Origin of the sequence: Sphingopyxis sp. (assembly GCF_050916055.1) — a bacterium.
Lineage (GTDB): Bacteria > Pseudomonadota > Alphaproteobacteria > Sphingomonadales > Sphingomonadaceae > Sphingopyxis.
In genome coordinates, this window is record NZ_CP051527.1 from 3,334,306 (window position 1) to 3,361,021 (window position 26,716).

The 26,716-nt window shown below is 67.3% G+C and carries 34 protein-coding genes; 5 read left to right on the forward strand and 29 right to left on the reverse strand.

Annotated elements, in window-relative coordinates; translation table 11 throughout:
• Positions 1-47: 47 nt before the first annotated feature.
• The 5 genes from HEQ22_RS16330 to HEQ22_RS16350 all read right to left on the reverse strand — a co-directional run bounded on the left by HEQ22_RS16330 (position 48) and on the right by HEQ22_RS16350 (position 4,642).
• Positions 48-1,289 (reverse strand): hypothetical protein, encoded by a 1,242-nt coding sequence (locus tag HEQ22_RS16330; RefSeq protein WP_432768891.1) that lies wholly within the window; start codon positions 1,287-1,289, stop codon positions 48-50.
• Between the two features lie 288 nt (positions 1,290-1,577).
• A complete protein-coding gene (gene tldD / locus HEQ22_RS16335; protein WP_432768892.1) occupies positions 1,578-3,020 on the reverse strand; it encodes a metalloprotease TldD in 1,443 nt (480 codons plus the stop codon).
• A 43-nt stretch (positions 3,021-3,063) separates the two neighbouring features.
• Entirely contained in the window at positions 3,064-3,582 is a 519-nt protein-coding gene (locus HEQ22_RS16340; protein ID WP_432768893.1) for a DUF4402 domain-containing protein, read from the reverse strand.
• A 160-nt stretch (positions 3,583-3,742) separates the two neighbouring features.
• Positions 3,743-3,940 (reverse strand): zinc-finger domain-containing protein, encoded by a 198-nt coding sequence (locus HEQ22_RS16345; protein ID WP_428632176.1) that lies wholly within the window; start codon positions 3,938-3,940, stop codon positions 3,743-3,745.
• A 141-nt stretch (positions 3,941-4,081) separates the two neighbouring features.
• Positions 4,082-4,642 (reverse strand): DUF4402 domain-containing protein, encoded by a 561-nt coding sequence (locus tag HEQ22_RS16350; protein WP_432768894.1) that lies wholly within the window; start codon positions 4,640-4,642, stop codon positions 4,082-4,084.
• 106 nt (positions 4,643-4,748) lie between these two features.
• Here HEQ22_RS16350 and HEQ22_RS16355 point away from each other — a divergent pair, with 106 nt between their 5' ends.
• Positions 4,749-5,666: an ABC transporter ATP-binding protein gene (locus HEQ22_RS16355; protein WP_432768895.1), complete on the forward strand. Its 918-nt coding sequence runs from the start codon at positions 4,749-4,751 to the stop codon at positions 5,664-5,666.
• Here the strand turns inward: HEQ22_RS16355 and dapE are convergent.
• The gene (gene dapE / locus HEQ22_RS16360) at positions 5,663-6,796 is read right to left on the reverse strand and encodes a succinyl-diaminopimelate desuccinylase (RefSeq protein ID WP_432768896.1); all 1,134 of its coding nucleotides are present in this window, start codon (positions 6,794-6,796) and stop codon (positions 5,663-5,665) included. The genes HEQ22_RS16355 and dapE overlap by 4 nt on opposite strands.
• 117 nt (positions 6,797-6,913) lie before the next feature.
• On the opposite strand from dapE, the gene HEQ22_RS16365 reads away from it, so the two are divergent.
• The gene (locus HEQ22_RS16365; protein WP_432768897.1) at positions 6,914-7,381 is read left to right on the forward strand and encodes a cupin domain-containing protein; all 468 of its coding nucleotides are present in this window, start codon (positions 6,914-6,916) and stop codon (positions 7,379-7,381) included.
• A gap of 40 nt (positions 7,382-7,421) precedes the next feature.
• On the opposite strand, the gene HEQ22_RS16370 is transcribed toward HEQ22_RS16365, so the two are convergent.
• From HEQ22_RS16370 to HEQ22_RS16405, 8 genes are all read right to left on the reverse strand, one after another.
• Positions 7,422-8,066 (reverse strand): hypothetical protein, encoded by a 645-nt coding sequence (locus HEQ22_RS16370; RefSeq protein WP_432768898.1) that lies wholly within the window; start codon positions 8,064-8,066, stop codon positions 7,422-7,424.
• A gap of 62 nt (positions 8,067-8,128) precedes the next feature.
• Positions 8,129-8,800: a glutathione S-transferase family protein gene (locus tag HEQ22_RS16375; protein WP_432768899.1), complete on the reverse strand. Its 672-nt coding sequence runs from the start codon at positions 8,798-8,800 to the stop codon at positions 8,129-8,131.
• 194 nt (positions 8,801-8,994) lie between these two features.
• Entirely contained in the window at positions 8,995-9,657 is a 663-nt protein-coding gene (yihA, locus tag HEQ22_RS16380; protein WP_432768900.1) for a ribosome biogenesis GTP-binding protein YihA/YsxC, read from the reverse strand.
• Complete coding sequence (yidC, locus tag HEQ22_RS16385; RefSeq protein ID WP_432768901.1) at positions 9,654-11,411, reverse strand: membrane protein insertase YidC; 1,758 nt, start codon at positions 11,409-11,411, stop codon at positions 9,654-9,656. The genes yihA and yidC overlap by 4 nt, the downstream gene beginning before the upstream one ends.
• 45 nt (positions 11,412-11,456) lie before the next feature.
• Positions 11,457-11,669: a membrane protein insertion efficiency factor YidD gene (gene yidD, locus HEQ22_RS16390; RefSeq protein WP_432768902.1), complete on the reverse strand. Its 213-nt coding sequence runs from the start codon at positions 11,667-11,669 to the stop codon at positions 11,457-11,459.
• A gap of 76 nt (positions 11,670-11,745) precedes the next feature.
• Complete coding sequence (gene rnpA, locus HEQ22_RS16395) at positions 11,746-12,093, reverse strand: ribonuclease P protein component (RefSeq protein WP_432768903.1); 348 nt, start codon at positions 12,091-12,093, stop codon at positions 11,746-11,748.
• A 20-nt stretch (positions 12,094-12,113) separates the two neighbouring features.
• Positions 12,114-12,248 (reverse strand): 50S ribosomal protein L34, encoded by a 135-nt coding sequence (gene rpmH, locus HEQ22_RS16400; protein WP_039570342.1) that lies wholly within the window; start codon positions 12,246-12,248, stop codon positions 12,114-12,116.
• A 128-nt stretch (positions 12,249-12,376) separates the two neighbouring features.
• Entirely contained in the window at positions 12,377-12,712 is a 336-nt protein-coding gene (locus HEQ22_RS16405; protein WP_432768904.1) for a hypothetical protein, read from the reverse strand.
• A gap of 206 nt (positions 12,713-12,918) precedes the next feature.
• Here HEQ22_RS16405 and HEQ22_RS16410 point away from each other — a divergent pair, with 206 nt between their 5' ends.
• On the forward strand, positions 12,919-13,053 hold the full coding sequence (locus tag HEQ22_RS16410; RefSeq protein ID WP_432768905.1) for an entericidin A/B family lipoprotein: 135 nt from the start codon (positions 12,919-12,921) through the stop codon (positions 13,051-13,053).
• A 26-nt stretch (positions 13,054-13,079) separates the two neighbouring features.
• Here the strand turns inward: HEQ22_RS16410 and HEQ22_RS16415 are convergent, their stop codons facing one another.
• The 9 genes from HEQ22_RS16415 to HEQ22_RS16455 all read right to left on the reverse strand — a co-directional run bounded on the left by HEQ22_RS16415 (position 13,080) and on the right by HEQ22_RS16455 (position 18,852).
• Positions 13,080-13,862 (reverse strand): alpha/beta hydrolase, encoded by a 783-nt coding sequence (locus tag HEQ22_RS16415; protein ID WP_432768906.1) that lies wholly within the window; start codon positions 13,860-13,862, stop codon positions 13,080-13,082.
• Positions 13,863-13,947: 85 nt separating this feature from the next.
• Positions 13,948-14,607: a glutathione S-transferase family protein gene (locus HEQ22_RS16420; RefSeq protein WP_432768907.1), complete on the reverse strand. Its 660-nt coding sequence runs from the start codon at positions 14,605-14,607 to the stop codon at positions 13,948-13,950.
• A gap of 4 nt (positions 14,608-14,611) precedes the next feature.
• Positions 14,612-15,094 (reverse strand): VOC family protein, encoded by a 483-nt coding sequence (locus HEQ22_RS16425; protein ID WP_432768908.1) that lies wholly within the window; start codon positions 15,092-15,094, stop codon positions 14,612-14,614.
• A gap of 28 nt (positions 15,095-15,122) precedes the next feature.
• Complete coding sequence (locus tag HEQ22_RS16430; RefSeq protein ID WP_432768909.1) at positions 15,123-15,914, reverse strand: VOC family protein; 792 nt, start codon at positions 15,912-15,914, stop codon at positions 15,123-15,125.
• Positions 15,915-15,968: 54 nt separating this feature from the next.
• The gene (locus tag HEQ22_RS16435) at positions 15,969-16,688 is read right to left on the reverse strand and encodes a DUF1428 domain-containing protein (protein WP_432768910.1); all 720 of its coding nucleotides are present in this window, start codon (positions 16,686-16,688) and stop codon (positions 15,969-15,971) included.
• Between the two features lie 28 nt (positions 16,689-16,716).
• Complete coding sequence (locus HEQ22_RS16440; RefSeq protein WP_432768911.1) at positions 16,717-17,385, reverse strand: glutathione S-transferase family protein; 669 nt, start codon at positions 17,383-17,385, stop codon at positions 16,717-16,719.
• 3 nt (positions 17,386-17,388) lie between these two features.
• Positions 17,389-17,607, reverse strand: coding sequence for a DUF4287 domain-containing protein (locus tag HEQ22_RS16445; RefSeq protein ID WP_432768912.1), 219 nt, complete (start codon positions 17,605-17,607; stop codon positions 17,389-17,391).
• A 67-nt stretch (positions 17,608-17,674) separates the two neighbouring features.
• Positions 17,675-18,112, reverse strand: coding sequence for a VOC family protein (locus HEQ22_RS16450; protein WP_432768913.1), 438 nt, complete (start codon positions 18,110-18,112; stop codon positions 17,675-17,677).
• Positions 18,113-18,198: 86 nt separating this feature from the next.
• Entirely contained in the window at positions 18,199-18,852 is a 654-nt protein-coding gene (locus HEQ22_RS16455; protein WP_432768914.1) for a TetR/AcrR family transcriptional regulator, read from the reverse strand.
• 171 nt (positions 18,853-19,023) lie between these two features.
• Here HEQ22_RS16455 and HEQ22_RS16460 point away from each other — a divergent pair, with 171 nt between their 5' ends.
• Positions 19,024-20,532 (forward strand): YifB family Mg chelatase-like AAA ATPase, encoded by a 1,509-nt coding sequence (locus HEQ22_RS16460; protein ID WP_432768915.1) that lies wholly within the window; start codon positions 19,024-19,026, stop codon positions 20,530-20,532.
• On the forward strand, positions 20,532-20,825 hold the full coding sequence (locus HEQ22_RS16465; RefSeq protein ID WP_432768916.1) for a DUF1905 domain-containing protein: 294 nt from the start codon (positions 20,532-20,534) through the stop codon (positions 20,823-20,825). The genes HEQ22_RS16460 and HEQ22_RS16465 overlap by 1 nt, the downstream gene beginning before the upstream one ends.
• Before the next feature lie 18 nt (positions 20,826-20,843).
• Here HEQ22_RS16465 and HEQ22_RS16470 read toward each other — a convergent pair whose 3' ends face one another.
• From HEQ22_RS16470 to crtY, 6 genes are all read right to left on the reverse strand, one after another.
• Positions 20,844-21,812 carry an AAA family ATPase gene (locus HEQ22_RS16470; RefSeq protein ID WP_432768917.1) on the reverse strand — a complete coding sequence of 323 codons (969 nt, stop codon included), beginning with the start codon at positions 21,810-21,812 and terminating at the stop codon, positions 20,844-20,846.
• The gene (gene pnuC / locus HEQ22_RS16475) at positions 21,809-22,375 is read right to left on the reverse strand and encodes a nicotinamide riboside transporter PnuC (protein ID WP_432768918.1); all 567 of its coding nucleotides are present in this window, start codon (positions 22,373-22,375) and stop codon (positions 21,809-21,811) included. The genes HEQ22_RS16470 and pnuC overlap by 4 nt, the downstream gene beginning before the upstream one ends.
• Positions 22,372-23,331 (reverse strand): phytoene/squalene synthase family protein, encoded by a 960-nt coding sequence (locus HEQ22_RS16480; protein ID WP_432768919.1) that lies wholly within the window; start codon positions 23,329-23,331, stop codon positions 22,372-22,374. Before HEQ22_RS16480 ends, pnuC begins: the two co-directional genes overlap by 4 nt.
• Positions 23,331-23,912, reverse strand: coding sequence for a TIGR00730 family Rossman fold protein (locus tag HEQ22_RS16485; RefSeq protein ID WP_432768920.1), 582 nt, complete (start codon positions 23,910-23,912; stop codon positions 23,331-23,333). Before HEQ22_RS16485 ends, HEQ22_RS16480 begins: the two co-directional genes overlap by 1 nt.
• Positions 23,913-24,032: 120 nt before the next feature.
• A complete protein-coding gene (locus HEQ22_RS16490) occupies positions 24,033-25,517 on the reverse strand; it encodes a phytoene desaturase (protein ID WP_432768921.1) in 1,485 nt (494 codons plus the stop codon).
• A complete protein-coding gene (gene crtY / locus HEQ22_RS16495) occupies positions 25,514-26,671 on the reverse strand; it encodes a lycopene beta-cyclase CrtY (protein WP_432768922.1) in 1,158 nt (385 codons plus the stop codon). Before crtY ends, HEQ22_RS16490 begins: the two co-directional genes overlap by 4 nt.
• Between the last annotated feature and the right edge of the window lie 45 nt (positions 26,672-26,716).

The window sequence follows — 26,716 nt, forward strand, 5'->3', positions numbered from 1 at the left end:
ACGGCAGGCGCGTGAACAGGGGCTGACTCGGCTGTTCCCCGCGACGATCAGCACGCGCCGCCGGGCAGCGGGATGCCGAGCGGGCCCTTGCACTTCTTTTTCTTCGGCTTTTCGGCGGGCGCGTCGTTGCCGCCCGACATGCCGCCCATACCGCCCATGCCACCGAAATCGGCGCCGACCATCAGCATCGTGTGCGAGCGGAAGCGGACCTTTGCGGTCCAGTCGATATTCCACGGCGCGTTGCCCGCGGGTTTGGGCGGATAGGAAAAATTGGCTTCGGGGCCAAAGGCGTTGAGGTTGCCGATCATCATCTCGCCCGACGCTTTCTTGACCTCGGCGGGGATGACGCAACTCGTCTGCGCCGGCGGCATGACGATCTTTTTGGTGACCAGCCCCGCGACCGTTGCTGGCGGCAACCAGTCCCAGAGGCCACCGCCGAATTCGCGCGCGTTGCTGCTCGTCCACCATACCATGTCGCCGCCGGATTCGCCGCGGTCCATGCCGCCGAACGCCCAGGCGACATAGCCGGTCGCGGGCTGGAGCGGGTTCCAGCGCACCAGCACCGACCCGTCGCCCTGCTGCGCGGTCGAGGCGCTGAGCGCGGGCATATAATCCTGCGCGAGGGTGAAATTGATTTCCGGCCCGACATTGCCGGCGATGCGATGCGCGCCGATCAGCGAACTGTCGCGCGGCACCGGCTTCGACGATTTGCTGTTCGGCCAGTCGGCATAGGCGGCGCTGTTGCCGGCGATCACCTCACGGATGCGCGGGACGGTCGAGCTGAACAGGTTCGGCGGCACTTGCCCGGCGGCGACTTTGGCAAAATCGATCACCACCGGCTGGCCCGGCCCGGCCTTGGCACCGCAGCCCCAGAACAGCAGCAGACGGCCCTTCGGACGCTCGAAATTATCGGGCATCTCGTTGCCGTCGTCGCGGGGGACGGGCTTGCCCGGTTCGGGTCCCCACAGCGGCAGCGACTTGCCGAATTTGGCCTGCGGCTGGAAGAAATGATCGGCGCGCACCGGCGGACTCGTCGGCGCCTGGTTCGACCCCAGGCGCAGTTCCAGCGTGCGCGCGACCTGATTGTCGGGGCCGCCGCCGAACATCATGCCCAGCGCGCTGCCCATGCCGCCGCGCCCGCCCGCCGCCATCGCGGCAAAGCCCGACGCCGTCGCGACGTCCATTTCATAACGCTCCTTGGGACCGCTCGTCCGCTGCGCCGACCCGGGGACGGCAGCGAGCATCGCGGCGATGACGGCAACGGAAACGAAACGCAGACCTGATCGCATGGATATCCTCCCTCTTGCCGGAAAGGCCCGGCGGATGGTGCGACCCGATTTCTTTTCTGTTGAGCGGACTATAGGCGGGCGAAGGCGGTGCGCCAAGTGAGGTGCGTCACACCCCCCCCTCGATGGGGGAGGCAGCGAGACTTGCCAGCTTGCCGGCTCGTCGCAGCGGAGGGGGTGTGGTCTCGGCCTGAAACGGGGGCGGACGGACGCGCCATCATCCCCATCCAACTTCGCCTAGCCGTTTCACGGCAAGACTGCGTATCCTTCTCCCATCAAGGGAGAAGGAAATCAGGCCGTGCCGCCCACGGTCAGCCCGCTGACCAGCAGGGTCGGCTGGCCGACGCCGGCGGGGACGCTCTGGCCGCCTTTGCCGCAGATGCCGATGCCTTCGTCGATCGCCATGTCGTTGCCGATGCCCATGACCTTGGTCAGCACGCTCGGCCCGTCGCCGATCAGCGTCGCGCCCTTGATCGAGTCGCCCAACTTGCCATTCTCGATCTTGTACGCCTCGGTGCAGCTGAAGACGAACTTGCCCGACACGATGTCGACCTGTCCGCCGCCGAAGCTCTTGGCGAAGATGCCGTTCTTGACGCGCGAGAGCAGTTCCGCGGGATCGTCGCTGCCGCCCTTCATGAAGGTGTTGGTCATCCGCGGCATCGGTGCGTGCGCGAAGCTCTCGCGCCGGCCGTTGCCGGTCGGCTCGACCCCCATCAGGCGGGCGTTGAGGCGGTCCTGCATATAGCCCTTGAGGATGCCGTCCTCGATCAGCACGGTCTCGCCGGTCGGGGTGCCCTCGTCGTCGATACTGAGCGAGCCGCGGCGGCCGCCGCCGACCGGGCTGTCCATCGCGCCATCGTCGACCACGGTCACGCCGGCCGCCGCGACGCGCTCGCCGATCCGGCCCGAGAAGGCGCTAGTGCCCTTGCGGTTGAAATCGCCCTCAAGCCCGTGACCGACGGCTTCGTGGAGCAGGACGCCGGGCCAGCCGGGGCCGAGCAGCACGGTGAACTCGCCCGCGGGCGCATCGACCGCGCGCAGGTTGACCAGGGCCTGCGCCAGCGCTTCGTCGATGGCGCGGTTCCACTGTGCGGGTTCGAAAAGATGATCGTACATGTAGCGGCCGCCGAGTCCGAAATAGCCCGATTCGCGGCGGCCATTTTCTTCGACGACAATCGAGACGTTGAGGCGGACGAGCGGGCGGATGTCGGTCGCGAGGAAGCCGTCGGCGCGGACGATCTCGACCACCGACCAGCTGCCGGCGAGCGCCACCGACACCTGGACGACGCGCGGATCGCGGGCGCGCGCGGCGGCGTCCACCTCCTGACACAGCGCGACCTTTTTCGCGAAGGGGATGAGGTCGAGCGGGTTGGCTTCGTCATAGAGATGGCGGTTGGTGCGCGCCGGCGGCGCGGCGTGCGGCTGGCTGGATGGATCGAGCAACGCCAGCGTCTCGGCGGCGCGGCGGATCGCCCCGGCGCTGATGTCGCTGGCGTGGGCAAAGCCGGTCATCTCGCCCGATACGGCGCGCAGCCCGAAGCCGGCGTCGGTCGAATAGTCGGCGGTCTTGAGGCGCCCGTCGTCGAACCCGAAGCTTTCGGTCGCGCGATATTGCAGGTAAAGCTCGCCGTCGTCGGCCTTGGCGAGCGCTTCGCGCGCCAGCGCCTGCGCCAGATCGGGGTCGAGCGCGTCGGTGCGGTACAGGAAGCGGCGGGGGTCGGTGGGGCTTGTCATCGGGCCGATATAGGCGCGCGGATGCCCGTCCGCAAACGGCGCGTCAGAGATAGTTGACCGTCAGCGTGAAGGTGCCGCTGTAATCGCCCGCCGGCTGGTTCGCCGGGACGGTCAGCGTGCCGCCGATATAATAGGTCTGGACGCCGCTGGGCAGCAGCGTCGAGCCGAGCAGGGAAATGCCGCCGCCGCTGGTGCTCGCCGCGCGCGTCAGGCTGGCGGTCATCGTCGGGGCGCCGCCACCGGCGCGCGTCAGGGTGACCGAGGTGCTGCCCGACACGGTGATCAGGAAAATGCCGCCGGTGCCGACGAAGGTCGCGCGCTGCGCGCCGTTGCCGATCGGGGTCACGCCGCCGGTCGTGGTGCGCGCGCCGGTGACCGCGTTCACCGCGACCGTGCCGCCGGTCGGGCCGCTGGTCAGGGTGCCGAAATCGAGGTCGTTGGTCTTGACGAGCGTGTTGGGGCGGACGATCGCCGCATTCACGGTGACGTCGGTGTCGGCCGCCTGCGCCGGCGCGCACAGCGCCGCGCTGGCCGCCGCAGCGACGATGGTCAGGGCGCGCAATGCACCCCGACAGCGTCTGGTCCCTCGAATCCCCACGATTCTGCTCCTGTCTGGCACAGACTATGCCCGACGGAGGTGAGTCGTTGATGCAGAAGCTTGGTAAAGAGGCCGTTTACGTCCGGCGCGCGGGGTCAGGTCCGATCGGCGATCCCGCCGAAGCTCAACTCTTGTCGGCGATCCCGCCGATCAGGACAAAGCGCCGGTCGCAATAGCCGCAGTCGGCGAACCCGTCGTCGGTGTCGATTTCCAGCCAGACGCGCGGATGGCCGAGCGCCGCATCGGCGAGGCCGTCGCCAGTGCCGTCGCAGGCGATGCGGGTTTTGGGCGTGCGGATCGTCTCGGGCGCGGGCTGGGTCATCGACCGCGCCCATAGCAAGCGGAAAGCGGGTCGGCAATCGGCTGTGCGCGTGCGTTTATGATGCAAGGTGAGGCCATGGCGGCACCGGCCAGCGCTCGCGCGCCGGTGGTCCCCGGTGCCGCCCTCCCCCCACGGAGCCGATCAGAGATAATTCAGGGTGATGGTAAAGGTGCCGCTGTAATCGCCCGGCGCCTGATTGGCGCCGACCTCCAGCGTCGCACCGACCGGGAAATTATAGTTGCCGAGCGCGGAGGCGATGCGGAAGCGCGTCGGCGACGTTGACAGGACCGCAGTCGGAGTGCTGCCGATCTCGAACGTCCGCACCCGCATCCGCGTTCCCGGGCCGGTGATCCAGATCGTGTTCGAGCCGAGCGAAATATTGACCTGGCGGTTGAAGCTGCCGAGCCCGGCAAAGCGCGCGGGTTCGCCCCCGGCACCGGCGAGGGTCACGCCCCCGGTCGCGGCGCGCGAGCCGTCGGGTCGCAGCGTCACCGTTCCCGCGGTGCCCGAGGCGATGATGTCGCCGAACTCGAGATCGTTGACCTTGAAGAAGGAGAGCGGTCGCAGCACGATGGCTTCCGCCTCGCCCTGCGAACTGGCCTGGGCCTGGGCCGGCGCGGCGGCGGCCGCAGCCGTCAACAGCGCACAGGCGGCGATGCCGCGCAGCACGGGCTGCGGGTTATGGGTGTGTCTGGTCCTCACATCGCCGTCCCTATCGGCGAAGGACGAAAATATGTTTAACATGGCATCGACAATGATGTCCGGCGCCCCCTTTCGCCGGCGCGGGCCGGCGGCTATGGCAGGCGCCATGAGTGAAGCCGCCATCCGCATCGACGCCGTCTCCAAAATCTATGCCGGCGGCAAACAGGCGCTCGACAACGTCAGCTTCGACGTGCCGCGCGGGCAGATCTTCGGGCTGCTCGGGCCGAACGGCGCGGGCAAGTCGACGCTGATTAATATCCTGGCCGGGCTGGTCAAAAAGACCAGCGGGTCGGCGAGCATCTGGGGCTTCGACATCGACGCCGATCCGCGCAACGCCAAATATTCGATCGGCATCGTGCCGCAGGAAATCGTCTTCGACCCGTTTTTCACGCCGTTTGAGACGCTCGAGAATCAGGCGGGGCTGTACGGCGTGCCCAGGGCGAAGCGCATTTCGGACGCGCTGCTCGCCGCGGTTCATCTGTCGGACAAGCGCGACGCCTATGCGCGCACGCTGTCGGGGGGCATGAAGCGGCGGCTGCTCGTGGCGAAGGCGATGGTGCATTCGCCGCCGATCATCGTCCTCGACGAACCCACCGCGGGGGTCGATATCGAACTGCGCCAGCAGCTGTGGTCCTATGTCCAGTCGCTCAACGACCGCGGCGTCACGGTCGTGCTCACGACGCATTATCTGGAGGAAGCCGAACAGCTGTGCGATCGCATCGCGATCATCAACCATGGCAGGCTGATCGCCAATAAGCCGACGCGCGAGCTGGTCGACATGGCGCGCGAGAAGATCGTCGTCGTGACGCTCGATGAGGATATCACCGTGCTGCCGACGCATCCCGCCTTCGACAAGGTCGAGCGCGAGGGGGAGCGCGGCCTTGCGATCAGCTACAACAAGGACCGGATGAACGCGGGCGCTGTGCTCGCCGCGGTGAACGCGATGGGGCACGGCATCGTCGACGTCTCGACGCGCGAGGCCGACCTCGAGGATGTGTTCCTGAACCTGACGCGCGCGGCCTAAAGCAAAGCGCGCATCAATATTCCGCGATAGATGGCGGTGAGCCGGGACAGATCGTCCACCGCGACGGCCTCGTCCAATTTGTGCATCGTCGCATTGGTCAGCCCGAACTCGACCACCGGGCACAGCGCATGCAGGAAACGCGCGTCGGACGTACCGCCCGTCGTCGACATGTCCGGCACGATGTCGGTTTCGGCATGAATCGCCTCGGCGACCAGTTCGGACAATTCGCCCGGCGGCGTCAGGAAGGCTTCGCCCGAAATCTTGCCGACCACCTTGGCGGCGGGTTCGACCCCGAGCGCGATGCGTTCGATCATCGCGACCAGATCGGCGCCGCGATGCTGGTCGTTGAAGCGGATCGACAGCCGCACGCGCGCCGATGCCGGAATGACGTTCGTCGCGCCGTTGCCGACCTCGATATCGGTGAATTCGATGTTCGACGGCTGGAACCAGTCGTTGCCGGTGTCAAGCGCCACCGCGTCGATCGCTGCCAATATCTTGACCAGCTTGGGGATCGGATTGTCGGCCAGGTGCGGATAGGCGACATGCCCCTGCGTGCCGGGCACGTCGATCCAGATATTGACCGACCCGCGCCGGCCGATCTTCACCATGTCGCCGAGCCGGTTCACCGAGGTCGGTTCGCCGACCAGGATCATGTCGGGGCGGACGCCGCGCGCATCCATATGCGCCATCAGCGCGCGGGTGCCGAAGATTGCCGGGCCTTCCTCGTCGCCGGTGACGATCAGGCTGATCGTCCCGGCATCGACCGGGGTCGCCGCCGCCGCCGCGACGAACGCCGCGATCGCGCCCTTCATGTCGACCGCGCCGCGACCGTAAAGCAGATCGCCGCGCACGTCGGGGACGAACGCGTCGCCGGTCCAGCCGACGCCCGGCGGCACGACGTCGAGGTGGCCGGCAAAGCCGAAATGGACGGGGCCGCTGCCCCGCCGCACAGCGAGCAGGTTTTCGACCGGCCCATCGGGCTCGATCCCGTCGATGAAGCGCTCGACGGTGAAGCCGAGCGGGGTCAGCGCCGCCTCGAGCACATCGAACACCGCGCCCATGGCGGGGGTGATGCTCGGGGCGGCGATCAGCGCCTTGGCGAGTTCTACAGGGTCGATATTCGATGTCATGACCACCCCTTACCCGTTCGTGTCGAGCGAAGTCGAGACACCTAGCGTTCGCGCGCTGCCGATGGGCATCTCGACTTTGCTCGATGCGAACGGATATGAAGGGAGCAAGGAGGTGTCATGCCCAAAGTCGATCTCGATACGATCCCGCAAACCAACGCCACCGGCTATCCCGCCCCCTATGACGCGCCGGTGCAGGGACGCTGGTACCGCCGCCTCGCGCCGCTGACCGGCCTCAGCGATTTCGCCGCGAGCCATGTCGTGCTGAAACCCGGCGCCTGGTCGTCGCAGCGCCACTGGCACGACGGCGAGGACGAAATGCTGGTGATGATCGCCGGTGAGGCGGTGCTGGTCGAGGACGACGGGCGCCAGGTCATGCGCCCCGGCGACATTGCAGTGTGGCCGAAGGGCAGCACCAACGGCCATCACCTGATCAACGAATCGGAAACCGACTGCGTCTTCGTCGCCTTGGGCGGTGGCAAGGCGCACGACACCGGCGGCGGCTATTCGGACATCGACATGCTGTTCACGCCCGACGGCTATACGCACAAGGACGGCACGCCCTATCCGGCCAAGCGGACGCCGTGACTCAGCGCCCGATCTCAGAGCCCGGCCTCAGCGCCCGGCCTCAGCGGATGTCGAAGCTCAGCAGGGTGAAACGCGCCGGCCGCGTCGCATAGACGCCGTGACCGCGGGCATTTTCGGCCCCGAACACCAGCCCGATCCGCTCGGCATCGCGCAGCGCGGCGGCGAGCGCGCGCGGATTGCTGCTGGCGGGCTTGCCCAGCACCGACAGCCACCAGGGGTCGTCGAGGCGGACGGTCATCTCGTGGACGCCCGGTGCCAGCGGCTTCACCGTCGGACTCGGCGCGAACCAGCGATAATATTGGTAATTGCCGCGCGCGTTCCAATTGTCGCCGCGCCGCTGGACATACAGCGACACCGTCGCCGGGCGGTCGGGGTTCGCCTGCGGCACGAAGCGGGTACCGGGCGCCGCATCGACGCGGTAGCGCACGACGATCTGCGACTTGCCCGCGAGCGAGCCTGGACGATAGGTCACATAATGGACGTGGCCCGCGGCGGCGCTGCCGACCGGGAAGTCGAACGACCAGCCGCGGCGCGTCGGCGCCGGATGCGGCGGCATGTTGACCGAATAATTCTTGCCGCGGATGACCGGGCCGATGTCCCAGTCGCCGGCGTGCGGCGCGGCAACGGCGCCCGCGGCGGCGAGGCAGGCAAGCGCGGCGGCGGAGGCGATAACGATCTTTTTCATGGTCACCTATTAGCACGGCCGCCGCGCTCGGTGCTGAACGTGGCATTCATTTCCGCGACAGCTCAATCCGCGACCGGCCCCTCGAACTTCTCGATCACCCAATCCTCTGCCTGCGCGCCGCCGATCCATTCCTGCATGTGCGGATGGCTGATCACCGCCTGGCAATAGGGCAGCGCAAAGCGCGGCAGCGCGATCGAATAGGTGATAAAGCGGGTGACCACCGGCGCGAACATCATGTCGGCGGCCGACCAGTCGCCGAACAGATAGTCGCCGCCGCCGCCGAACCGCGCCCGCGCCTCGGCCCAGATCTGCAGGATGCGGATCACGTCGGCCTGGACTTCGGGCGCCAGCTCGGCGGCGGGATAGATGCGGCGGATATTCATGCTGTGCGCGCGGCGCAGCGCCGCGAAACCTGAGTGCATTTCGGCCGCCATCGACCGCGCCATCGCGCGCGCCGCCATATCCTCGGGCCAGTATCCGCGGGTGCCGCCGGTCTTTTCGTTGAGATACTCGACGATCGCCAGACTATCCCAGACAACGATGTCGTCGCCATCCCACAGGATCGGCACCTTGCCGCCCGACGGCGCGAATTCGTCGCCCTCGCGGCGGTTCGACCAGTCCTCGTCATAGAGCGGGACGGTAATTTCCTCGCACGCCAGCCCGCTGTGCCGCGCGGCGAGCCAGCCGCGCAGGCTCCAGCTGGAATAGGCCTTGTTGCCGATGAACAGTTTCATGCGATCTCCTTTTCCCTCCCCCTTTGACGGGGGAGGGTCGCGCAGACTTGCCAGCTTGCTGGCTAGTCGAAGCTGGGAGAGGGTGATGCGAGCCGAAGGCTCGCGCGGCCTGACGGGCCGCAACCCCTCTCCAAGGTCCGGTAGCGGGCAAGCCCGCAACCTGCCCTATCCTCTCCCGCAAGGGGAGAGGATTATTAGATTTCCACCGCCTCCAGCACCGCGGTGCGCAGCTCGGCAATCCCCAGGCCCTTCTCCGACGAGGTCACGATCACTTCGGGGTGCGCGGCGGGGTGCTTGCGGGCTTCGGCTTCGGTCGCGGCGTGGACGGCGGCCAGTTCGCTCGCCTTGATCTTGTCGGCCTTGGTCAGCACCAGGCGATAGCTGACCGCGGCGGTGTCGAGCATTGCGACGAATTCGCGGTCGACGTCCTTGATCCCGTGGCGGCTGTCGATCAGCACCAGCGTGCGTTTGAGCACCGCGCGCCCGCGCAGATAATCGTTGATCAGGTAGCGCCATTTCTTGACGACATCCTTCGGCGCCTTGGCAAAGCCATAGCCGGGCATGTCGACCAGCCGGAACACGAGCGGTTCGCCGACGTCGAAATAGTTGAGCTCCTGCGTCCGCCCCGGCGTCACCGACGTGCGCGCGAGGCCGTTGCGGTTGGTCAGCGCGTTGAGCAGCGACGATTTGCCGACGTTCGAGCGGCCGGCAAAGGCGATCTCGGGCATCGAGGGCGCGGGCAGATGTTCGAGCGCCGGCGCCGATTTCAGGAACGTTATCGGCCCCGAAAACAGCTTGCGCGCGCGCTCCGCCCGTTCGGGGTCGGCCCCCGGCGCCAGATCCTCGGCGTCGCTCACGTCGCCGCCTGCGCCTTCAGCGCCGGGAACTTGCGGTACATCCATTGCTGCTGGGCGATCGAAAGCACGTTGTTGGTGATCCAGTAGAGCAGCAGTCCGGCCGCGAACGGCGCCATGATGAACATGAACAGCCACGGCATGATCTTGAACACCTGCGCCTGCACCGGGTCGGCGGGGGCGGGATTGAGGCGGAACTGCAGCCACATCGTCACGCCCAGGATTACCGCCATCACGCCGATCGCCAGGATCGACGGCGGGGTGAAGGGCAGCAGGCCGAACAGGTTCAGGATGTGCAGCGGATCGGGCGCCGACAGATCCTTGATCCACAGGATGAACGGCTGGTGGCGCATTTCGATCGCCAGCATCAGCACCTTGTACAGCGCGTAGAAGATCGGAATCTGGATCACGATCGGCAGGCAGCCCGCCAGCGGATTGATCTTTTCATCCTTATAGAGCTTCATCAGCTCCTGCTGCATCTTCGGCTTGTCTTCCTTGTACCGTTCCTGCAGCGCTTTCATCTTGGGCTGGACGACGCGCATCTGCGCCATCGACGAGAATTGCCGGTTGGCGATCGGGAACATCAGCAGGCGGATGATCAGGGTCAGCGCCATGATCGCGACGCCGAAATTGCCGACCTGCAGGAACAGCCAGTGGAGCAGCTTGAAGATCGGCACCGCGAAAAATTCGAACCAGCCCCAATCGATCGCGTTCGACAGGCGGGTGATGCCGAGCTTGTCCTGATAGCTTTCGAGCACCTCGACTTCCTTGGCACCGGCAAAGATGCGGCTGGTGGTCGTGATCTGCTGGCCCGGGCCGACCTGCGCAAAATCGCGCGCGAACAGGGTCTGGTAATTGTTGGCGCTCGGCGAGCTGATCGCCGCGGTGACGCGCTCGCCCGTCGCCGGGACGATCGCTGCCAGCCAATATTTGTCGGTAAAGCCCAGCCAGCCCGCCGAGCTATAGCGCACGGTGCGGTTCGGGGCTTCCTCCAGATCGTCATAATCGGTGTCGAACACCGACTTGCCGTCGAGATAGCCGGTCGGCCCGACGTGGATCGTCCAGCTGTCGACCTCATGCGGGTCGGTCGGTTTGCCGAGCCGGTCGATCAGCGCAAAGCTGCTCGCGCTGACCGCGGCGGTGCCGGCGTTGGCGATCGTCTGCTTCGCGGTGATCAGATAATTGGCGTCGATGCTATATTCGATGCGAAAGGTCTGGCCGGTGCCATTGGCCCAGCGCAGCGTCACCGGCGTCGTCGGGGTCAGCCGGCTGCCGGTCGCGGTCCACAGCGTGTTCGGTCCGGGGACTTCGACGCCCTGCGCCGACCAGCCGAGGCTGGCGAAATAGGCGGCCTTGGTGCCGCCCGGCGCGAACAGGCGGACGGGGGGCGAATCCTTTTTGATCGTCTGGCGATATTTGGTCAGCGTGATGTCGTCGATGCGCGCGCCGACCAGGTTGATCGATCCCGCCAGTGCCGGGGTGATGATCGGCACACGGTTGCCTTCGGCCAGCGCGGCCTCGACCGGGCGGATCGCCTGCGTGGTCGGGGCAGCGGCGGGCGCGGCAGCGGTGGGCAGCGCGCTCGGCTGGCCCTGCGTCGCCGGGGTGGCGGCAGGCGTGCCGTTGGCGCCCGCGACCGTCGTCGTCACGTCGGGCTTGGCGGGGGTCGGAAAGAACTGCGCCGAGACGAAATTCCAGCCCAGCAGGATGGCTACCGACAACAGGATTGCCGCGATCAGATTACGCTTGTCGTCCACGCTCTTCGGTCTCTCTTTATCGTCTGATGTCGGGGGATTTTGGCGTCACGGAACGGGATCGTGGCCGTGCCCACCCCAAGGATGGCAGCGCAATAGCCGCTTTGTCGCGATCCAGCCACCCTTGATCGCGCCATGCCGCTGGAGCGCGGTAATCGCATAGGCGCTGCACGAGGGCGAATAGCGGCAGGTCGGCGGCAGCAGGCGCGACGGGCCCAATTGCCAGCCGCGCGCAATCAGGATGAGCAGGCGGGCGATCATGCCGGAAGCCCCGAAAACTGCCGAACTTCACTCGCGATTGGCGTTTTTTTGCCGTGACGAGGCAGGCGAAGCAGCATCATCGTGCCAATTTCTTCGCCGCGCGCTGGAGCGCCGAATCGAGATGCCCGCCGAGTTCGGCAAAGACGATGTCGTTGCCGCCGGGGCGCCCGATCAGCACATGGTCGGCGCCGGCGATTCCCGATTCGGGCAATGCGGCGCGGGTGAGTTCGCGCAGCCGGCGCTTCATCCGGTTGCGGGTGACGGCGTTGCCGACCTTCTTGCTGACGGTATAGCCGATGCCCATCGCGTTATCGGCGTCGCCGCGCTGGCGGACGAGCAGAACGAAGCCGGGCATGGGAAAGCGAAGGCCGCGGTTGGCGGCCAGAAATTCGCTGCGTTTTGAAAGCGTTCGCACCAGTTTCACTGGCGCAGAAGCGTCAGCGATCAGGCCGACAGCTTCTTGCGGCCCTGGGCGCGGCGGTTGGCGAGAATCTTGCGGCCACCGACCGTCGCCTTGCGGGCGCGGAAACCGTGGCGACGGGCGCGTACGAGGTTGCTCGGTTGAAAGGTGCGCTTCATCGCGGTTGTCCCTAAATCTCGTCAAAAGCTGTAACAGAAAAGGGCCGCCAAACGTGGGCGGCCACCGATGGAGGCGCGGATAAGCGAGAGTCGGCGGAAAGTCAATTGCCCCCGAGCATATTCGGCGGTCAACGGCCATCGCGGCGGGTTTCCAGCGCCTCGCCATCGGCAGCGATCAGCGCTTCGCGCCCGCGCCGCCGCGCCGCGCTGGTCCGCCGCATCACCCGGTCGGTCCAGCCGGCATAGCGCGGGTGGCGCCATTTGAAGCGCACATAGACGCGCTTGGCCCACGCGCTGTTCTGCAGGCACAGCATCAGGCCGAGCGGGAACAGGATCAGAAAGCCGGGGCCGGGCAACACGCCGACGATCGGCGAAATGGCCATCAGCAACACACCAAGCACGAACAGCGCCAGCCGCACCTGGGCGGTCGATCGCAATCGCTGGTAAAGGCTGCGCTTCGCCATGCCCGGCGATGTGGGTAGGATAGCGCCTTGCGGCAAGACTAAAACAGTTGGGGCGAGGCAGCGACACACCGCATTCGCTCCGGCCGAGCGGTCTTTTGAAACGCTTCGGCCAGCGCGCCACCGACACGAAGGAACGATCCTTTCACGCCGACGTTGCCGAAAATATGGAAATTAGGGGCAGTCGGCCCTTTTGTCGGAGAGAGAGAATGAAAAAGCTTCTGACGATTTTTGCGATCAGCGGGTCGATGTTGTTCCTGTCTGCGTGCAATACCGTTGACGGTGCAGCAAAGGATGTCGACTCGGTCGGCGACTGTGCCGATGGTGTCCCGGGCAACTGCTAGGTGCTGGAGTGGCCGACCAACGATGATCAGTTGAGCGTGACGAACCGCATCATATCGTCGCGGCTCAGGTAGCGCACTTCGTTAAACGGCGTGCTGTTGGTCAGCGCGTAAAAGGCGCGCGCCGTCGCGTCGTCCATGCCCATCTCGCGGTAATAGCCCAGATATTCGGTGTGAACCGGGTCGCTGGGCGCATAATCATTCGCCTCGCGCCCGGTTTCGTCGGCCCAGCTGTGGACGCCGAATTCGGCGTCGGGCGCGGCGCGGCGGACGGCGCCGGCGAGCCACAATTCGACCGCCCCCGACCGTACCGAGCCACCGGCGGGGACGATTGTTTCCAGCCCGGCGCGGCGGATCGCGCGGGCGAGGGCGAGATTGGCTTCCTCGTCGAGGCTGCCGGGGCAATCGACCATCTCCAGCTGTTTGAGGCCCGGAAACGCCGCGAGCATCGCCGCGAACTGGCGCGGCGTCGCCGATGTCACGTCGCCCGCCATGCGCACGGTGGCGGCGTCGATCACCGCGAACGGTCCGAAGCGCGCCTGCGCCCGGCCGAGCGTCGCCAGCGTCGCGCCGGGCGCATAGCGCCGCGTCGCGGCCAGGTCGGCGTCGCCGCTCAGCCCCTCGTCACCCAGCAGCGCGGCCTGTTCGTCGATCGCGTCGGGCTCGGCGTTATCGGCATCCTCGTCGGCATAGGTCCAGCTCACGGTGGTGGTGACGGTCACGACCTGCTGCGCCTGCGCCGGCGCGAACGCCAGCACCGCGGCCGAAGCCGCGATGACGAGGGTGCGCAGGAAGGCGGTCGGCGAGATCATGCGCCCGCCTTCGCGCGGACGCGCCTACCAAGGCGTCAAGCGGTGCGGTCAGCGCGGCGTTAACCGCGATATGGGACGGCGCGCGTCAATCGCGGCCCGACACATCGAACGGGAAATAGCCGCGGTACGGGCGGGCGTCCTCGATGCACCGCGACACGCTCGGCCGCGCAAGCAGGCGGGCGCGATACGCCCGCACCCGCGCATATCGCGGGTCGACCGGATGCACCCAGTCTGCATAGAACAGCGCCGGCGCCGCGGCGCAGTCCGCCAGGGAAAAGCCGTGCGGCGTCGCCCAGCCATCGTCGCCCAGCCGCGCCTCGAGCCAGCCATAGACTTTTTCGAGCAGATCCTTGGCCCGCTCGACGCGGACCGGGTCGGGGGTCTCGGTGATGAAGGGCAGATATTCGGCGACGACGGCCTGGAACCGCGCCTGGAAATGATTGTCGAAAATCCGGTCGAGAAACCGTACCGCCAGCGCCGCCTGTGGGTCGGCGGGCACCAGCAGCGGTTCGGCGACCAGCTGGTCGAGATATTCGACGATGATGCTCGCTTCGAACAGTGGCCGCCCATTGTCGACGATCAACGGGAACTGCCCCACCGGCCAATGCGACCTGAGCTCGTCATAATGGGTGAAGGGCGGCTCGGTTTCGAGCGGGCGATAGTCGAACGCGATCCCCTTCTCGTACAGCGCGATCAGCGCCTTCCACGTGTAGGACGAGAAGGGGTGGCCATAGAAAATCAGCATCGCGTCAGCCCTTGATCGCAGCTTCGATCGCCGCGATGTCGATCTTCTTCATCGCCATCATCGCCTCGAACGCGCGTTTGGCGACCGCCTTGTCGGGGTTCGTCGTCGCCTCGAGCAGCACGCGCGGGGTGATCTGCCACGATACGCCCCATTTGTCCTTGCACCACCCGCAGACGCTTTCCTGTCCGCCATTGCCGACGATCGCGTTCCACAGCCGGTCGGTTTCCTCCTGCGTGTCGGTGTGGACGATGAACGAAAAAGCCTCGTTATGCTTGAACATCGGCGGGCCGTTGAGGCCGAGGCACGGCGTTCCCAGCACGGTGAATTCGACCGTCAGCACATCGCCTTCCTTGTTGCCCGGCGTATCGGTCGGTGCGCGATGCACCGCGCCGACATGGCTGTCGGCAAAGGTCGCGGTGTAAAAGGTGGCGGCCTCTTCGGCATCGCCTTCGTACCAGAGGCACAAAGTCAGCGGGGTCTTCGTCATCGTCGCTCTCCTGATCTTTCCCGGGGGATTATGATGTCCGCGGGCCGACGAAGCCGACCGGGGCGCCCTGCGGGTCGATGGCGTTCATCGCAAATTCGCCGCCGGGGATTTCCATCGGCTCGTTGGTGACGGTGCCGCCGTTCGCGCGCACCGCGGCGTGCGCGCGGTCGATGTCATAGACGCCGATATAATAGGACCAGACCGGCGCCGGATAGCCGTCCATCAGCGGCATGACCGCGCCCAGTCCGACATCGCCGCGCTGGATGAAGCGGTAGGCGCCGAGCTCGCCCATCGGCATTTCGCCGTCCTGGCCCCAGCCGAAATGCTTTTTATAAAAAGCGATCGCCGCGTCGGGAGCGCTGGTCGCGAGTTCGTTCCAGCGCACGCGCTGCGGCTCGGTCACCGAGAAAGCGTCGCTCTCGCCGCCACCTTCGGGCGGAACCGGGGCCATGATATAGAAGGGTGCGCCCTGCGGATCGGTGACCATCGCGATGCGCCCGACCGGAAGGTCGAACGCCGGCATCTGCACCGCGCCGCCATCTGCGGCGATCGCGGCGACCGCCGCATCGACGTCGGCGACTTCGAGATAGCCAAGCCAGACCGGCCGCGCGCCGCCCGCGATCATGTCGGCGTTGAGCGCCAGCACCCCGCCGGCGTTGCCGCCGTCGCTGCGCCCGATCATGCGGTAGTCCATGTCGCCCGCCGCCGGATCGCGCGTCGCGGGGATCGTCCAGCCGACGACCGCGCCGTAAAAGCGCGCGGCGCCGTCGGGGTCGGGGGTCATCAGTTCGTACCAGATGAAATTTGATGGCTTGGTCATCGTCTCTCTCCTCGTAATCCTCCCCATGGCAGCGCCACAGGGAGGATTATTGCGTCAGGCCTCGACGATCGGGGCGAAGCCGCCATAGATCATGCGCTTGCCGTCGAAAGGCACCTCGCTGCCGTCGGGCTGCATCCGCTCGTCGGCCATGACCTTTTCCCAGCCCGCGACCCGCGCGTCCTTGCTCGGCCACTCGACCCAGCTGAAGACGACGGTCTCACCGTCCTGCTTGTGTGCGGCGCGCGCATAGTCGGTGACCTTGCCGTCGGGGACATCGTCGCCCCACGCCTCGACGACACGCGTCGCGCCATGGTCGCGGAACACCTGCGATGCTTTTTCGGCCAGCGCGCGATAGGCGTCCTTGTTGGCGTCGGGGACGGGCAGGACATAACCATCGGCGTAGCCCATGGCGCCGCCGGTGCTGTCGTCGACGATCGAATCGAAACCGCCGATGATCATGCGTTTGCCGTCGAACGGCATGTCGCCGCCCATTGCCGCCATGCGCGGGTCGCTCATCATCTTTTCGTTCGCGGCGTCGCGCGTCGCCTTGTCGGGATATTCGAACCAGCTGAACACGACGGTCTCGTCGGGTTTCGCCTGGACCGCGCCCTTCAGGTCGTTGACCTTGCCATCGGGGACGTCGTCGCCCCATGCCTCGACCATGCGGCTCACGCCAAATTCCTTGAACAGCGGCGCCGCGTCGGCGGCGTGCTTGCGATACGCTTCCTTGTTGGCGGTCGGCACCGCCACGACAAATCCTTCGACATAGGTCATCTTGTCTCTCCTTCGGGGGGTAGGAACGTCAGGCCGCGACCGGCTCTTGCTTGAACGATGCCAGCTGCGCGTCCATCGCGCGCTTGAAGGCAGGGCGGGCCGTGCAGCGATCGAGATAGGCGGCCAGCCGCGGATGTTCGGCGACCAGCCCGGCCTCGACGCCTTCGCGCAGCACCGTCGCCATCGCGATGTCGGCGATGCTGAAGTCGCCGACCAGATAGGGTTTGTCGCCGAGCGCATCGGACAAACGCGCGAATCGGCCGCGGATGAAGTCGACCAGGCCGGGGCGGCGCAGCTTCGCCCACTCCTCGTCCTTGGCGAAAATATCGACATTGCCGAGTTCGAACATCATCGGCTCGACGCTGTTGAGCGCGGCGAACACCCACGCGGTCGCATCGGCACGGGCCTGCACGCCGGCCGGCAGCAGCCGCGGGTCCCTGGCCGCGAGGTGGAGCAGGATCGCGCCGCTTTCGAACAGGGTGACGTCGCCGTCGCGCAGCACTGGGACCTGACCCCACGGCTGCAATTGATAATGATCGGCGGGGCGATCGACCGCGCTGATCAGATCCTCCGCATAATCGAGCCCCAGTTCCTCGCACGCCCAGCGCGGGCGGAGATCGCGGACGAAGCCGCGCGCGAAGTCGGGCACCCAGTCGAAGGCGATGATTTCAATCGGGCTGTCGGGGACGACGGGCATGGTTCAGTTCCTCTTCCCTTTGAGATAGGCGACGATCGCCATTGCGTGGCCGTGGCCGAGGCCGAAATCCTGTTTCAGCCAGTCGACGACCGCGCCGGCCTTGACGCCGGGGGCAAGGCCCGCTTCGTCGGCAAGGCCCTTGGCGATCGCGAGTGCTTGGAGGTCGGCGGGCGACTTGCCCGTCTGCGCCTCGATATTGTCCATATAGGCCTGGAAACTCATAGTCTCGCTCCGGTCGGGAGGAGGGCGGCGGCGGCAAGGACGCCGTCCGCCCCCCTCCGCAGCGCGGTCAGGCGGCCGCTTCGACGGGTTCGCCGGCGGGGATGGCAGTCGGGTCCATCCACATCACTTCCCAGATATGGCCGTCGGGATCTTCGAAGCTGCGGCCGTACATGAAGTCGCCATATTCCTGGGTCGGGGTCGGGTCGGCCTTGCCGCCCGCGGCGGTGGCTTTGGCGACTTGCGCGTCGACGTCGGCGCGGCTGTCGGCCGATACGCACAGCAGCACCTGCGCCGTCGTATGCGCGTCGGGGATCGCCTTCGAGGTGAAGGTCGCCCATTTTTTGTGGGTCAGCAGCATGACGTGGATCGACCCTTCGGCGACGACCATGCACGCGGCGGTGTCGTCGGTGAAGGCGGGGTTGTTGGCGGCGCCGACCGCTTCATAAAAGGCCTGCGACCGGGCAAGGTCGGTCACCGGCAGGTTCACGAAAATCATCTGGGGCATCTTATCTCTCCTTGGCGGGCTTGGGGGTTGGCTTCGGGGGTGAAGGGTTCAGCGCGGACCGATCGCCGCGGCAATTACCTTGTCGGTCATGCGCCTTGTCCTCTGCCGAACAGCATGAGGATGTAACGCTTCAGATGGGTGACGGTGCCGCGGGCAATCGCCGGGTCGTTCGTCGTTTTGGCCAAGACGAAGGCGCCCTGCAGCACCGACTGGACATGTTGGGCGAGGCCGATCGCGGTGACGTCTTGGGGCGCACCGTAAGCGTCGATAGCGGCCTGGATGTCGGGCGCCAGCGCCGCGCAATAGGCGTTGATGCTCGCCTCGCACGCGGCACGGATGCGGTCGCTGGTTGCATAGGCTTCCTGCACCATCGTGCCGACGAAGCAGGTGTAATCCTCGGTCGGGCCGTCGAGCATCGCCAGGCGAAAGTCGATATGGCCGATCAGCCGGTCGAGCGGATCGTCGAGCCGGACGTGCGGCGGCATTTCGAACATCGGCCGGGCGCGTTCGGTCCAGCCCTCGGCCGCCGCGACCGCCAGCTCTTCCTTCGACGCGAAGTAATGGAAAAAGGCGCCCTTGGTCACCCCCGCCGCGGCGCAGATTTGATCGACCGTGGTCGCCGCATAGCCCTGCCTGCGCACCGTTGCATGCGCCGCCGCAATCAGCGCGGCGCGCGCGCTGCCGCGCGGGGCGCGGGCCGGGACGGGCGCGTTGGTGGCAGGGGGATGATTCGGGTTCATGCGACTCGACATACCGACTAGTTGGTATGTCGTCAAACCGCTTATTGCGCGCGCGCTCCGCGGCACCCCCGCCTTCGCGGGGGCAGGCTGTTCGCCAACATCCGAAAAAGACTCGACCTTCCGGCCGAATCGCGTCACAAGGTCAAGAACAAAAGGGGGACAGGGGCAGCCATGGTCGCGATCGTTTCCACCGTCGCCTATCTTGGGCTCGAGGCGCGCGGGGTCGAAGTGCAGTGCCAGGTGACGCCGGGCGTCCCGCGCTTCGTCGTCGTCGGCCTGCCCGACAAGGCGGTGGGCGAAAGCCGCGAGCGGGTGCGCGCCGCGATCGCCGCGATCGGGCTCGCGCTGCCGCCCAAGGTCATCACCGTCAACCTGTCGCCCGCCGACCTGCCCAAGGAAGGCTCGCACTACGACCTGCCGATCGCGCTGGCGCTGCTCGGCGCGATGGGGGTCGTCGACCCCGAAACGCTTGCGTCTTACGTGGTGGTCGGCGAGCTCGGGCTCGACGGCCGCGTCGCCGCCTCGCCCGGGGTGCTGCTCGCGGCGCTGCACGCGGGTAGCCAGGATCGCGGCCTGATCTGCCCGGTCGCGCAGGGGCCGGAGGCGGCGTGGGCGGGCAATGTCGAGGTGCTCGCGGCGCCCGATCTGTTGTCGCTGCTCAACCATTTCAAAGGCAACGCACTGCTGCCGCCGCCGCGCCCCGGCGAAGTCGAGGAGCCGCGGCGGATGGCCGACCTCGCGCAGGTGAAGGGGCAGGAGGTCGCGAAGCGCGCGCTGGAAATCGCGGCGGCGGGCGGCCACAATCTGCTGATGGTCGGGCCGCCGGGGGCCGGCAAGTCGCTGATGGCGGCGTGCCTGCCGGGCATTTTGCCCGATCTCGACCCCGGCGAGGCGCTCGAAGTGTCGATGATCGCCTCGGTCGCGGGCGGGCTGGAGGGGGGGCGGCTGGTTCGCGCGCGGCCGTTCCGCAGCCCGCACCACAGCGCGTCGATGCCGGCGCTGGTCGGCGGCGGGCTGCGCGTGCGCCCCGGCGAGGTCAGCCTGGCCCATCTCGGCGTATTGTTCCTCGACGAACTTCCCGAATTCCAGCGCAGCGTGCTCGATTCGCTACGCCAGCCGCTCGAGACGGGCGAGGTCAGCGTCGCGCGCGCCAATGCGCATGTGACCTTTCCGGCGCGGGTGCAGATGGTTGCGGCGATGAACCCGTGCCGCTGCGGGCATTTGGGCGATCCGGCGCTCGCGTGCAGCCGCGCGCCGCGCTGCGCCGCCGATTATCAGGCGAAGGTGTCGGGCCCGCTGCTCGACCGCATCGACCTGCATGTCGAGGTGCAGGCGGTCAGCGCTGCTGACCTGGTGCTGCCGCCGCCCGCCGAGGGCAGCGCCGAGGTTGCGGCGCGCGTCGCCGCGGCGCGGGGGCGGCAGACCGCGCGCTACGCCGAGCATAAGGCGCGCACCAACGCCGAAATCGACGGCGAGCTGATGGAGGCGGTCGCCACTCCCGACGAACCGGGGCGCAAATTGCTCGCGCAGGCGGCCGAGGCGATGCGGCTGTCGGCGCGCGGTTATACACGGATATTGCGCGTCGCACGGACGATCGCCGATCTTGCCGGCTCCGAAGCGGTCGGGCGGATCCATGTCGCCGAGGCGCTGAGCTACCGCCGGCAGGCGCCGCGCAGCTGATGCTGACCTTCGAAGCCGAGATCATCGAATGGCGCGGGCCGCCGCCCTATCTGTTCGCGCCGGTGCCCGACGAGCTGGTCGGCGAGGTCCATTATGCCGCGCGCGAGGCAAGTTATGGCTGGGGTATGGTGCCGGTGACGGCGCAGATCGGCGGAACCGAATTCACGACCTCGCTGTTCCGGCGCGGTGACACCTATGTCCTGCCGATCAAGGTCGCGGTGCAGCGCGCCGAAGGGGTCGGGCTGGGAGACCGGGTCGCGGCCGTGCTGCGCATCGGGCGCCGGCGCGGCTGAGCCGGTCGCACGGTTCCGTCAGGCCAACCCTGCCGCGTCGATCGCAGCGAGGGCGCTCTGCAGCCGCGCGTCGCCTTCGCCTTCGACCCACGCCCAGCGGAGCTGCCGCCGTTCGAGTTCGGACAGCGCGGCGTCCATGAATTGCCGCCGCGCCGAATCGCTGCCGAACAGCCGCGTGCCGTCGTCGCGCCACGGCAGGTCGAGCGCGGGGACGAGATAGAGGTCGGCAACATCCTCCCACGCGTCGATCGCGGGCAGCCGCGTGCCGAGCAGCATCGTCGCCCACGCCTGCGTCATCAGCGGATCGGTGTCGGCGATCATCAGCGGTCCGGCGTGCGGGCGGAGCGCCGCATCCATCGCGACATGGCCGGCAAAGATGCGCGCGAGATCGTCGGCATCGAGCGCGGTCCCGAAGGTCTCGCAATAGGTGCGGCCATATTCGGGCATTGCCACGGTACCGAAATGGCGGGCGAGGCGCTGCGCGAGCGCCGACTTGCCGACGCTTTCGGGGCCGTGGAGGACGATGCGGCGGCGATAGTGGCGCCGCACCGGTTCGCTGAGCCAGCGCCAGTGCGCAGCAGGCGCGGCGCGCACCGCGGTGGCGGACACGGGGATGGCGCTGCGATCGATATCGACCGGCACGAAGCGCGCGCCGACCCGCGCGGCCAGCTCTTCGCCATAGGGCTCCGACGCAAAGACCATGTCGATCGCCGACGGATGCGCGCCCTGTACGATCGCGGTCCAGATCGACCAGAAATCGGGATGGTCGGCAGGTTCCTGCGGCACCACCGCGCCGTGACCGATCACCGCGCAATCGGGGTAAAGTTCAGCCACCCATTGCCGCCGCAACTCGCCCGGAACCGGATCGTCCGGCAGCCAGCAGACGAGGATGGTCAGCCGGTCGACCATCGCGCGCGCGGTGTCGATCAGCAGCTGGTGCCCGGCATGGAGCGGCATGAACTTGCCGAGCAGAAAACCGCTCGTCATGCCGGGGCCGGCTCGGCGGCGGCGCGGCGCCAGCGGTAAAGCCCGACCAGCGACATCAGCAGGAAGAGCGCGTAGAGCCCGGCGGTCAGGGTCAGCCCGCGCGAGGCGAAGAGCGGGATGGCGAGAATGTCGACCGCGATCCACAGCCACCAGTTTTCGACCATCCGCCGCGCCATCAGGATTTGCGCGGCGACGCTCATCATCGCGATGGCACCGTCGACCCAAGGCGCGGCGGCGTCGGTGAAGCGCGCCATCGCGGCGCTCCAGATGAGCCAGGCCGCGACGATCGCGGCGCCCCAGATCAGGCGGGTGCGCGGGGCGAGCCAGCGCACCGGCACCTGCGTCGCCGCGCTCGCCGCGCGCCACGCGATCCAGCCGTAGATTTGCACGATGAAGAAAAAGCCTTGCAGGACCATATCGCTGTACAGCCTGGTTTCATAGAAGATCAGCCCGTAGAGGCAGACCATGGCAAGGCCGAAGGGATAGTTCCACACGCTGCGCGCCACGACGAGCGCGACATTGGCGAGACCCAGCGCGACCGCCAGCCACTCGAGATCGGTCATCCGGCGGCCCGATGGCGCGGTCGGGTCCACAGGCCGTCGCGGCTGATCCGGCGGCCCGGCGGGCGGCGCAGCACCGACCAGCCGGCGCGCGCGATCCAGCCGAGCTTGGCAAGGCGGGTCGTGCTGGCGCGGTGGTCCCAGGCGTGATCGCCGCGGGCGCGCACCTCGCGCGCGATATCGCCATAGATGCCCGCGGCGGCGAGCACCGCCCAGCGGCTGCGCGGCGGCAGCTTGCGGGCGCCCCAGCGCGCCGAAGCCTCATATTCCCCCGCCATTTCGGCGAGCCATTTCGCCATCACCGACAGGCGGCCGCGAAAGGCGGGGTGCATGTGCTGGCCGGGCGGAATGTCGAGCTCGACGATCCAGTCGACCGGCAGGTAACAGCGATCGGCGGCGGCATCCTCGGCGACGTCGCGCGCGATATTGGCGAGCTGGAAGGCGATGCCGAGGTCGGCGGCGCGGTCGAGCGTCGCCTCGTCGGCGGGATCGACCCCCATCACCAGCGCCATCGCCACCCCGACCGCGCCGGCGACATGATAGCAATAGCGCAGCAGGTCGGCCTCGCTGCGCGGGCGCCAGTCGTCGGCGTCGAGCGCGAAGCCGGCGACGATATCGTCGATGACGGCGCGCGGGATCGCAACCTGGGTGATTAGAAAACCGAGCGCGTCGAACGCGCGGTCGCCGGTCGGCTGTCCGGCAAAGGCGGCGTCGGTCAGGGTGCGAATGCGGGCGAGCGCGGCCTGGGCGTCATGATCCTGCGCCATCGCGCCGCCATGGTCCTGACCGTCGACGAGGTCGTCGGCGGCGCGGCACCAGGCATAGAGCAACCAGACGCGTTCCCGCGTTTCGCGGTCGAACAGCTGGCTGGCGAGCGCAAAGCTTTTGGAGCCCTTCGCGATACTGTCGCGCGCAAAACCATGGAGGGCATGCGCGTCATAGACCCCCGCTGCGCGCATTACAGATCGTCGGCCTTCATCGCAAAGATCGGCGCGTGCGGTTCGTAGGCCGCCATCTTGGCGAGCAGATCGTCGAGCCCGGCATCGACGATCATGATCCCGGCGTGGGCGGGGCGGATGAAGCCGACGTCGATCATGTTCCGGTTGAACGCGATCAGATCGTTATAGAAACCCGCGGCGTTGAGCAGCCCGACCGGCTTGGCATGATAGCCAAGCTGCGCCCAGCTGATCGCCTCCCACAATTCGTCCATCGTGCCGACGCCGCCGGGGATGGTGAGGAAACCGTCGGAGAGGTCGGTGAACATGCGCTTGCGTTCGTGCATGCCGCTCACGACGTGCAATTCGGTGCAGCCGCGGTGCGCGACCTCGCTGCCGACGAGCGCCTCGGGGATCACCCCGATCACTTCGCCGCCGGCTTCGAGCGCGCTGTCGGCGACCGCGCCCATCAACCCGAGGCGTCCGCCGCCATAGACGACCCCGATACCGCGCTGGGCCAGCGTGCGCCCGACATGGCGCGCAGTGTCGATATAGACCGGATCGGCGGGGGTGGCGGATCCGCAATAGACGGCAAGGCGTTTCATTGCTCTGAGGCTTTCACAAATTTCCGTTCGGGCTGAGCTTGTCGAGCCCCGCCCTTTCTTCCTCTGCCTTTGAAGGAAGAACGGCCCTTCGACAAGCTCAGGGCGAACGGTGTTTTGTATTCAGGTGGCGTCTTCGAGCATCAGCTTCGCGGTCGCCTTTGCACTGCCGACGACCCCCGGAATACCCGCGCCCGGATGCGTCCCGGCGCCGACGAAGTAAAGATTGGAAATCACATCGTCGCGATTGTGCGCCCGGAACCACGCGCTTTGCCACAGCACCGGCTCGAGGCTGAACGCGCTGCCGAGATGCGCCGACAGGTCGCGGCCGAAATCGGCGGGGGTGTAGTGAAAGCTGGTCGCGAGATTGGCCTTCAGCCCCGGCAGCACCCGCGCCTCGACCTCGTCGAGGATCGCATCGGCGAACTGCTGGCCGAACGGGCCGTCCCAATCGACCTTCGCCTTGCCGAGATGGGCGACCGGGGCGAGCACGTAGAAGGTCGAATAGCCGTCGGGCGCCATCGCCTTGTCGGTCGCGGTGGGGTGGTGGAGGTAGAGCGAGAAATCGCCCGGCACGACGCCGTTTTTGTAGATGTCGTCGAGCAGCCCCTTATAGCGCGGCCCGAACAAGATGCTGTGGTGCGCGATGTCGGGATAGTCGCCCTTGACCCCGAAATGGACGACGAACAGCGACGGCGACCAGCGTTTGCGCGCCAGCGATTTGGCCGCTTTCTTGCCGCGCGGATGGTCCGACAGCAGCGCGGCATAATTGTGCATCATGTCGCCGTTCGACGCGATCATGTCCGCCTCGCCGCGCCACCCGCTCGCGGTCTGCACCGCGGTCGCGCGGTCGCCCTGCGTTTCGATCTTGGTCACCGGATCGGCGATGCGGAGCGTGCCGCCCAGCCGCTCGAACAGCGCGACCATGCCTGCGACCAGCTTGTTGGTGCCGCCGCGCGCGAACCACACCCCGCCTTCCTTTTCGATTGTGTGGATCAGCGCATAGATCGAACTGGTGTTCATCGGATTGCCGCCGACGAGCAGGGTGTGGAACGACAGCGCCTGGCGCAGCCGTTCGTCCTCTACATAGGAGGAGACGATCGAATAGACGCTGCGCCACGCCTGATATTTCATCAGCGCCGGCGCCGCCTTGATCATCGAGGCGAAGTCGAGGAAGGCGGCCGAGCCGAGCTTGACATAACCCTCCTCATACACCCCCTTCGAATAGGTCAGGAATTTCTCATACCCCGCGACGTCGGCGGGATTGAGCCTGGCAATCTCGGCATTGAGCGCGGCTTCGTCGTTCGAATAATCGAAATTGGTGCCGTCGGGCCAGTTCAGCCGGTAAAAGGGCATCACCGGGTCGAGCGTGACGTCAACGGCCATGTCCTGCCCGCTGAGCGCCCATAGTTCCTGAAGGCACGGCGGATCGGTGATGACGGTCGGGCCGGCGTCGAAGGTGAAGCCCTGCCGCTGCCAGTGATAGCCGCGCCCGCCGGCCTTGTCGCGCGCCTCGACGATCGTCGTCGCGACCCCGGCCGATTGCAGCCGGATGGCGAGCGCGAGGCCGCCGAAACCGGCTCCGATGACGATGGCGCTGCGGGTCATTTCCAGTCCAGTTTCGAAAGCGCCGCAACCGCGCGGCGGATAGCTACGGGCGGCTTGCCCGACAGGATGCGCAGCTTGTCGGTCGCGGTCGACCGGCCGGCATAAAAACGCGCGATCAGTCCGGCGCCGAGCCCGTAAAAACGCTGGAAAATGCGGTAGCGCTCGCCCGGATCGGCGGCGCGGAACAGCATCGCGCCGAGCATCCGGTAAAAGCGCTGGCGCCGCCACGATGTCGCGGCGCGGGCGCGCAGCCGCTCGGGCAGGTCGGCGCGGTCGACGAGCGCCGGAAGCGCGGCGGCGGTGCGCACCGCATCGGGCAGCGAATATCCGGTCATCGCGTGAAAGGTTCCGGCGCGCACGCCGATCCGCGCCGAGCGGTCGATCGCCGGCCACAGCCGGTCGAAATCGCCGGCGACGACGACGGGCAGCACGCCGGTCTCCTCGCGCGTCACCGCGGTCACATTCCACTGGCGGCGCGCGGCATAGGTCGCGATCCGATCGCGCACCGCCGCGACATCGAGTTCGGCATCGTCGCTGTAATAGGTGTCCTCGACGAACAGCGTGTCGGCGTCGAAGGGCAGCAGATAGACGAAACGATAGCCGTCGATCTGTTCGACCGTGGCGTCCATCACCAGCGGGCGCTGAATGCCGTGCCCGCCTTCGACGGTCAGCGCTTGGCCGACGAACTTCTGCCACCCGCAATCGAGCAGCGATGTCTTTCCGGTGCCGCGCGCATCGATGACGTGTTTCGCCGACAGCCGCCCGCCGCGCGCCAGCAGGACATGATCGGGCGCGACATGCTTCGCCTTGTCGGCGATGATCCGTCCCGGCGGCATCGCCGCGGCGACCGCTTCGGCGAGCGCTTCGCCGGTGATGCTTTTATACCCCATGCGGACGCGGCGTTCGCGGTCGGGGAAAGCGACGTCGTAGCTGTCCCAATGATGGCGGACGAGCGGCGCGACGAGCCAGCGGTCGCGCCGCGCGATGTCGGTGTCGAAAAAGGACCAGATATGATTGCCGCCGATCGCATCGGGTTCGATCAGCCGCACGTCGAGCGCCGGCCGCTTCGCAGCGAGCGCCAGCGCCGCGAGGCCGCCGGCCAGCCCGCCGCCAACGATGGCGATGTCGCAATAATCGGGTTCGGGGCCGGTCATGCGTCCGCCCTAGCCGCAGCGCGCGCGGGCGGCTATCGCTTCGTG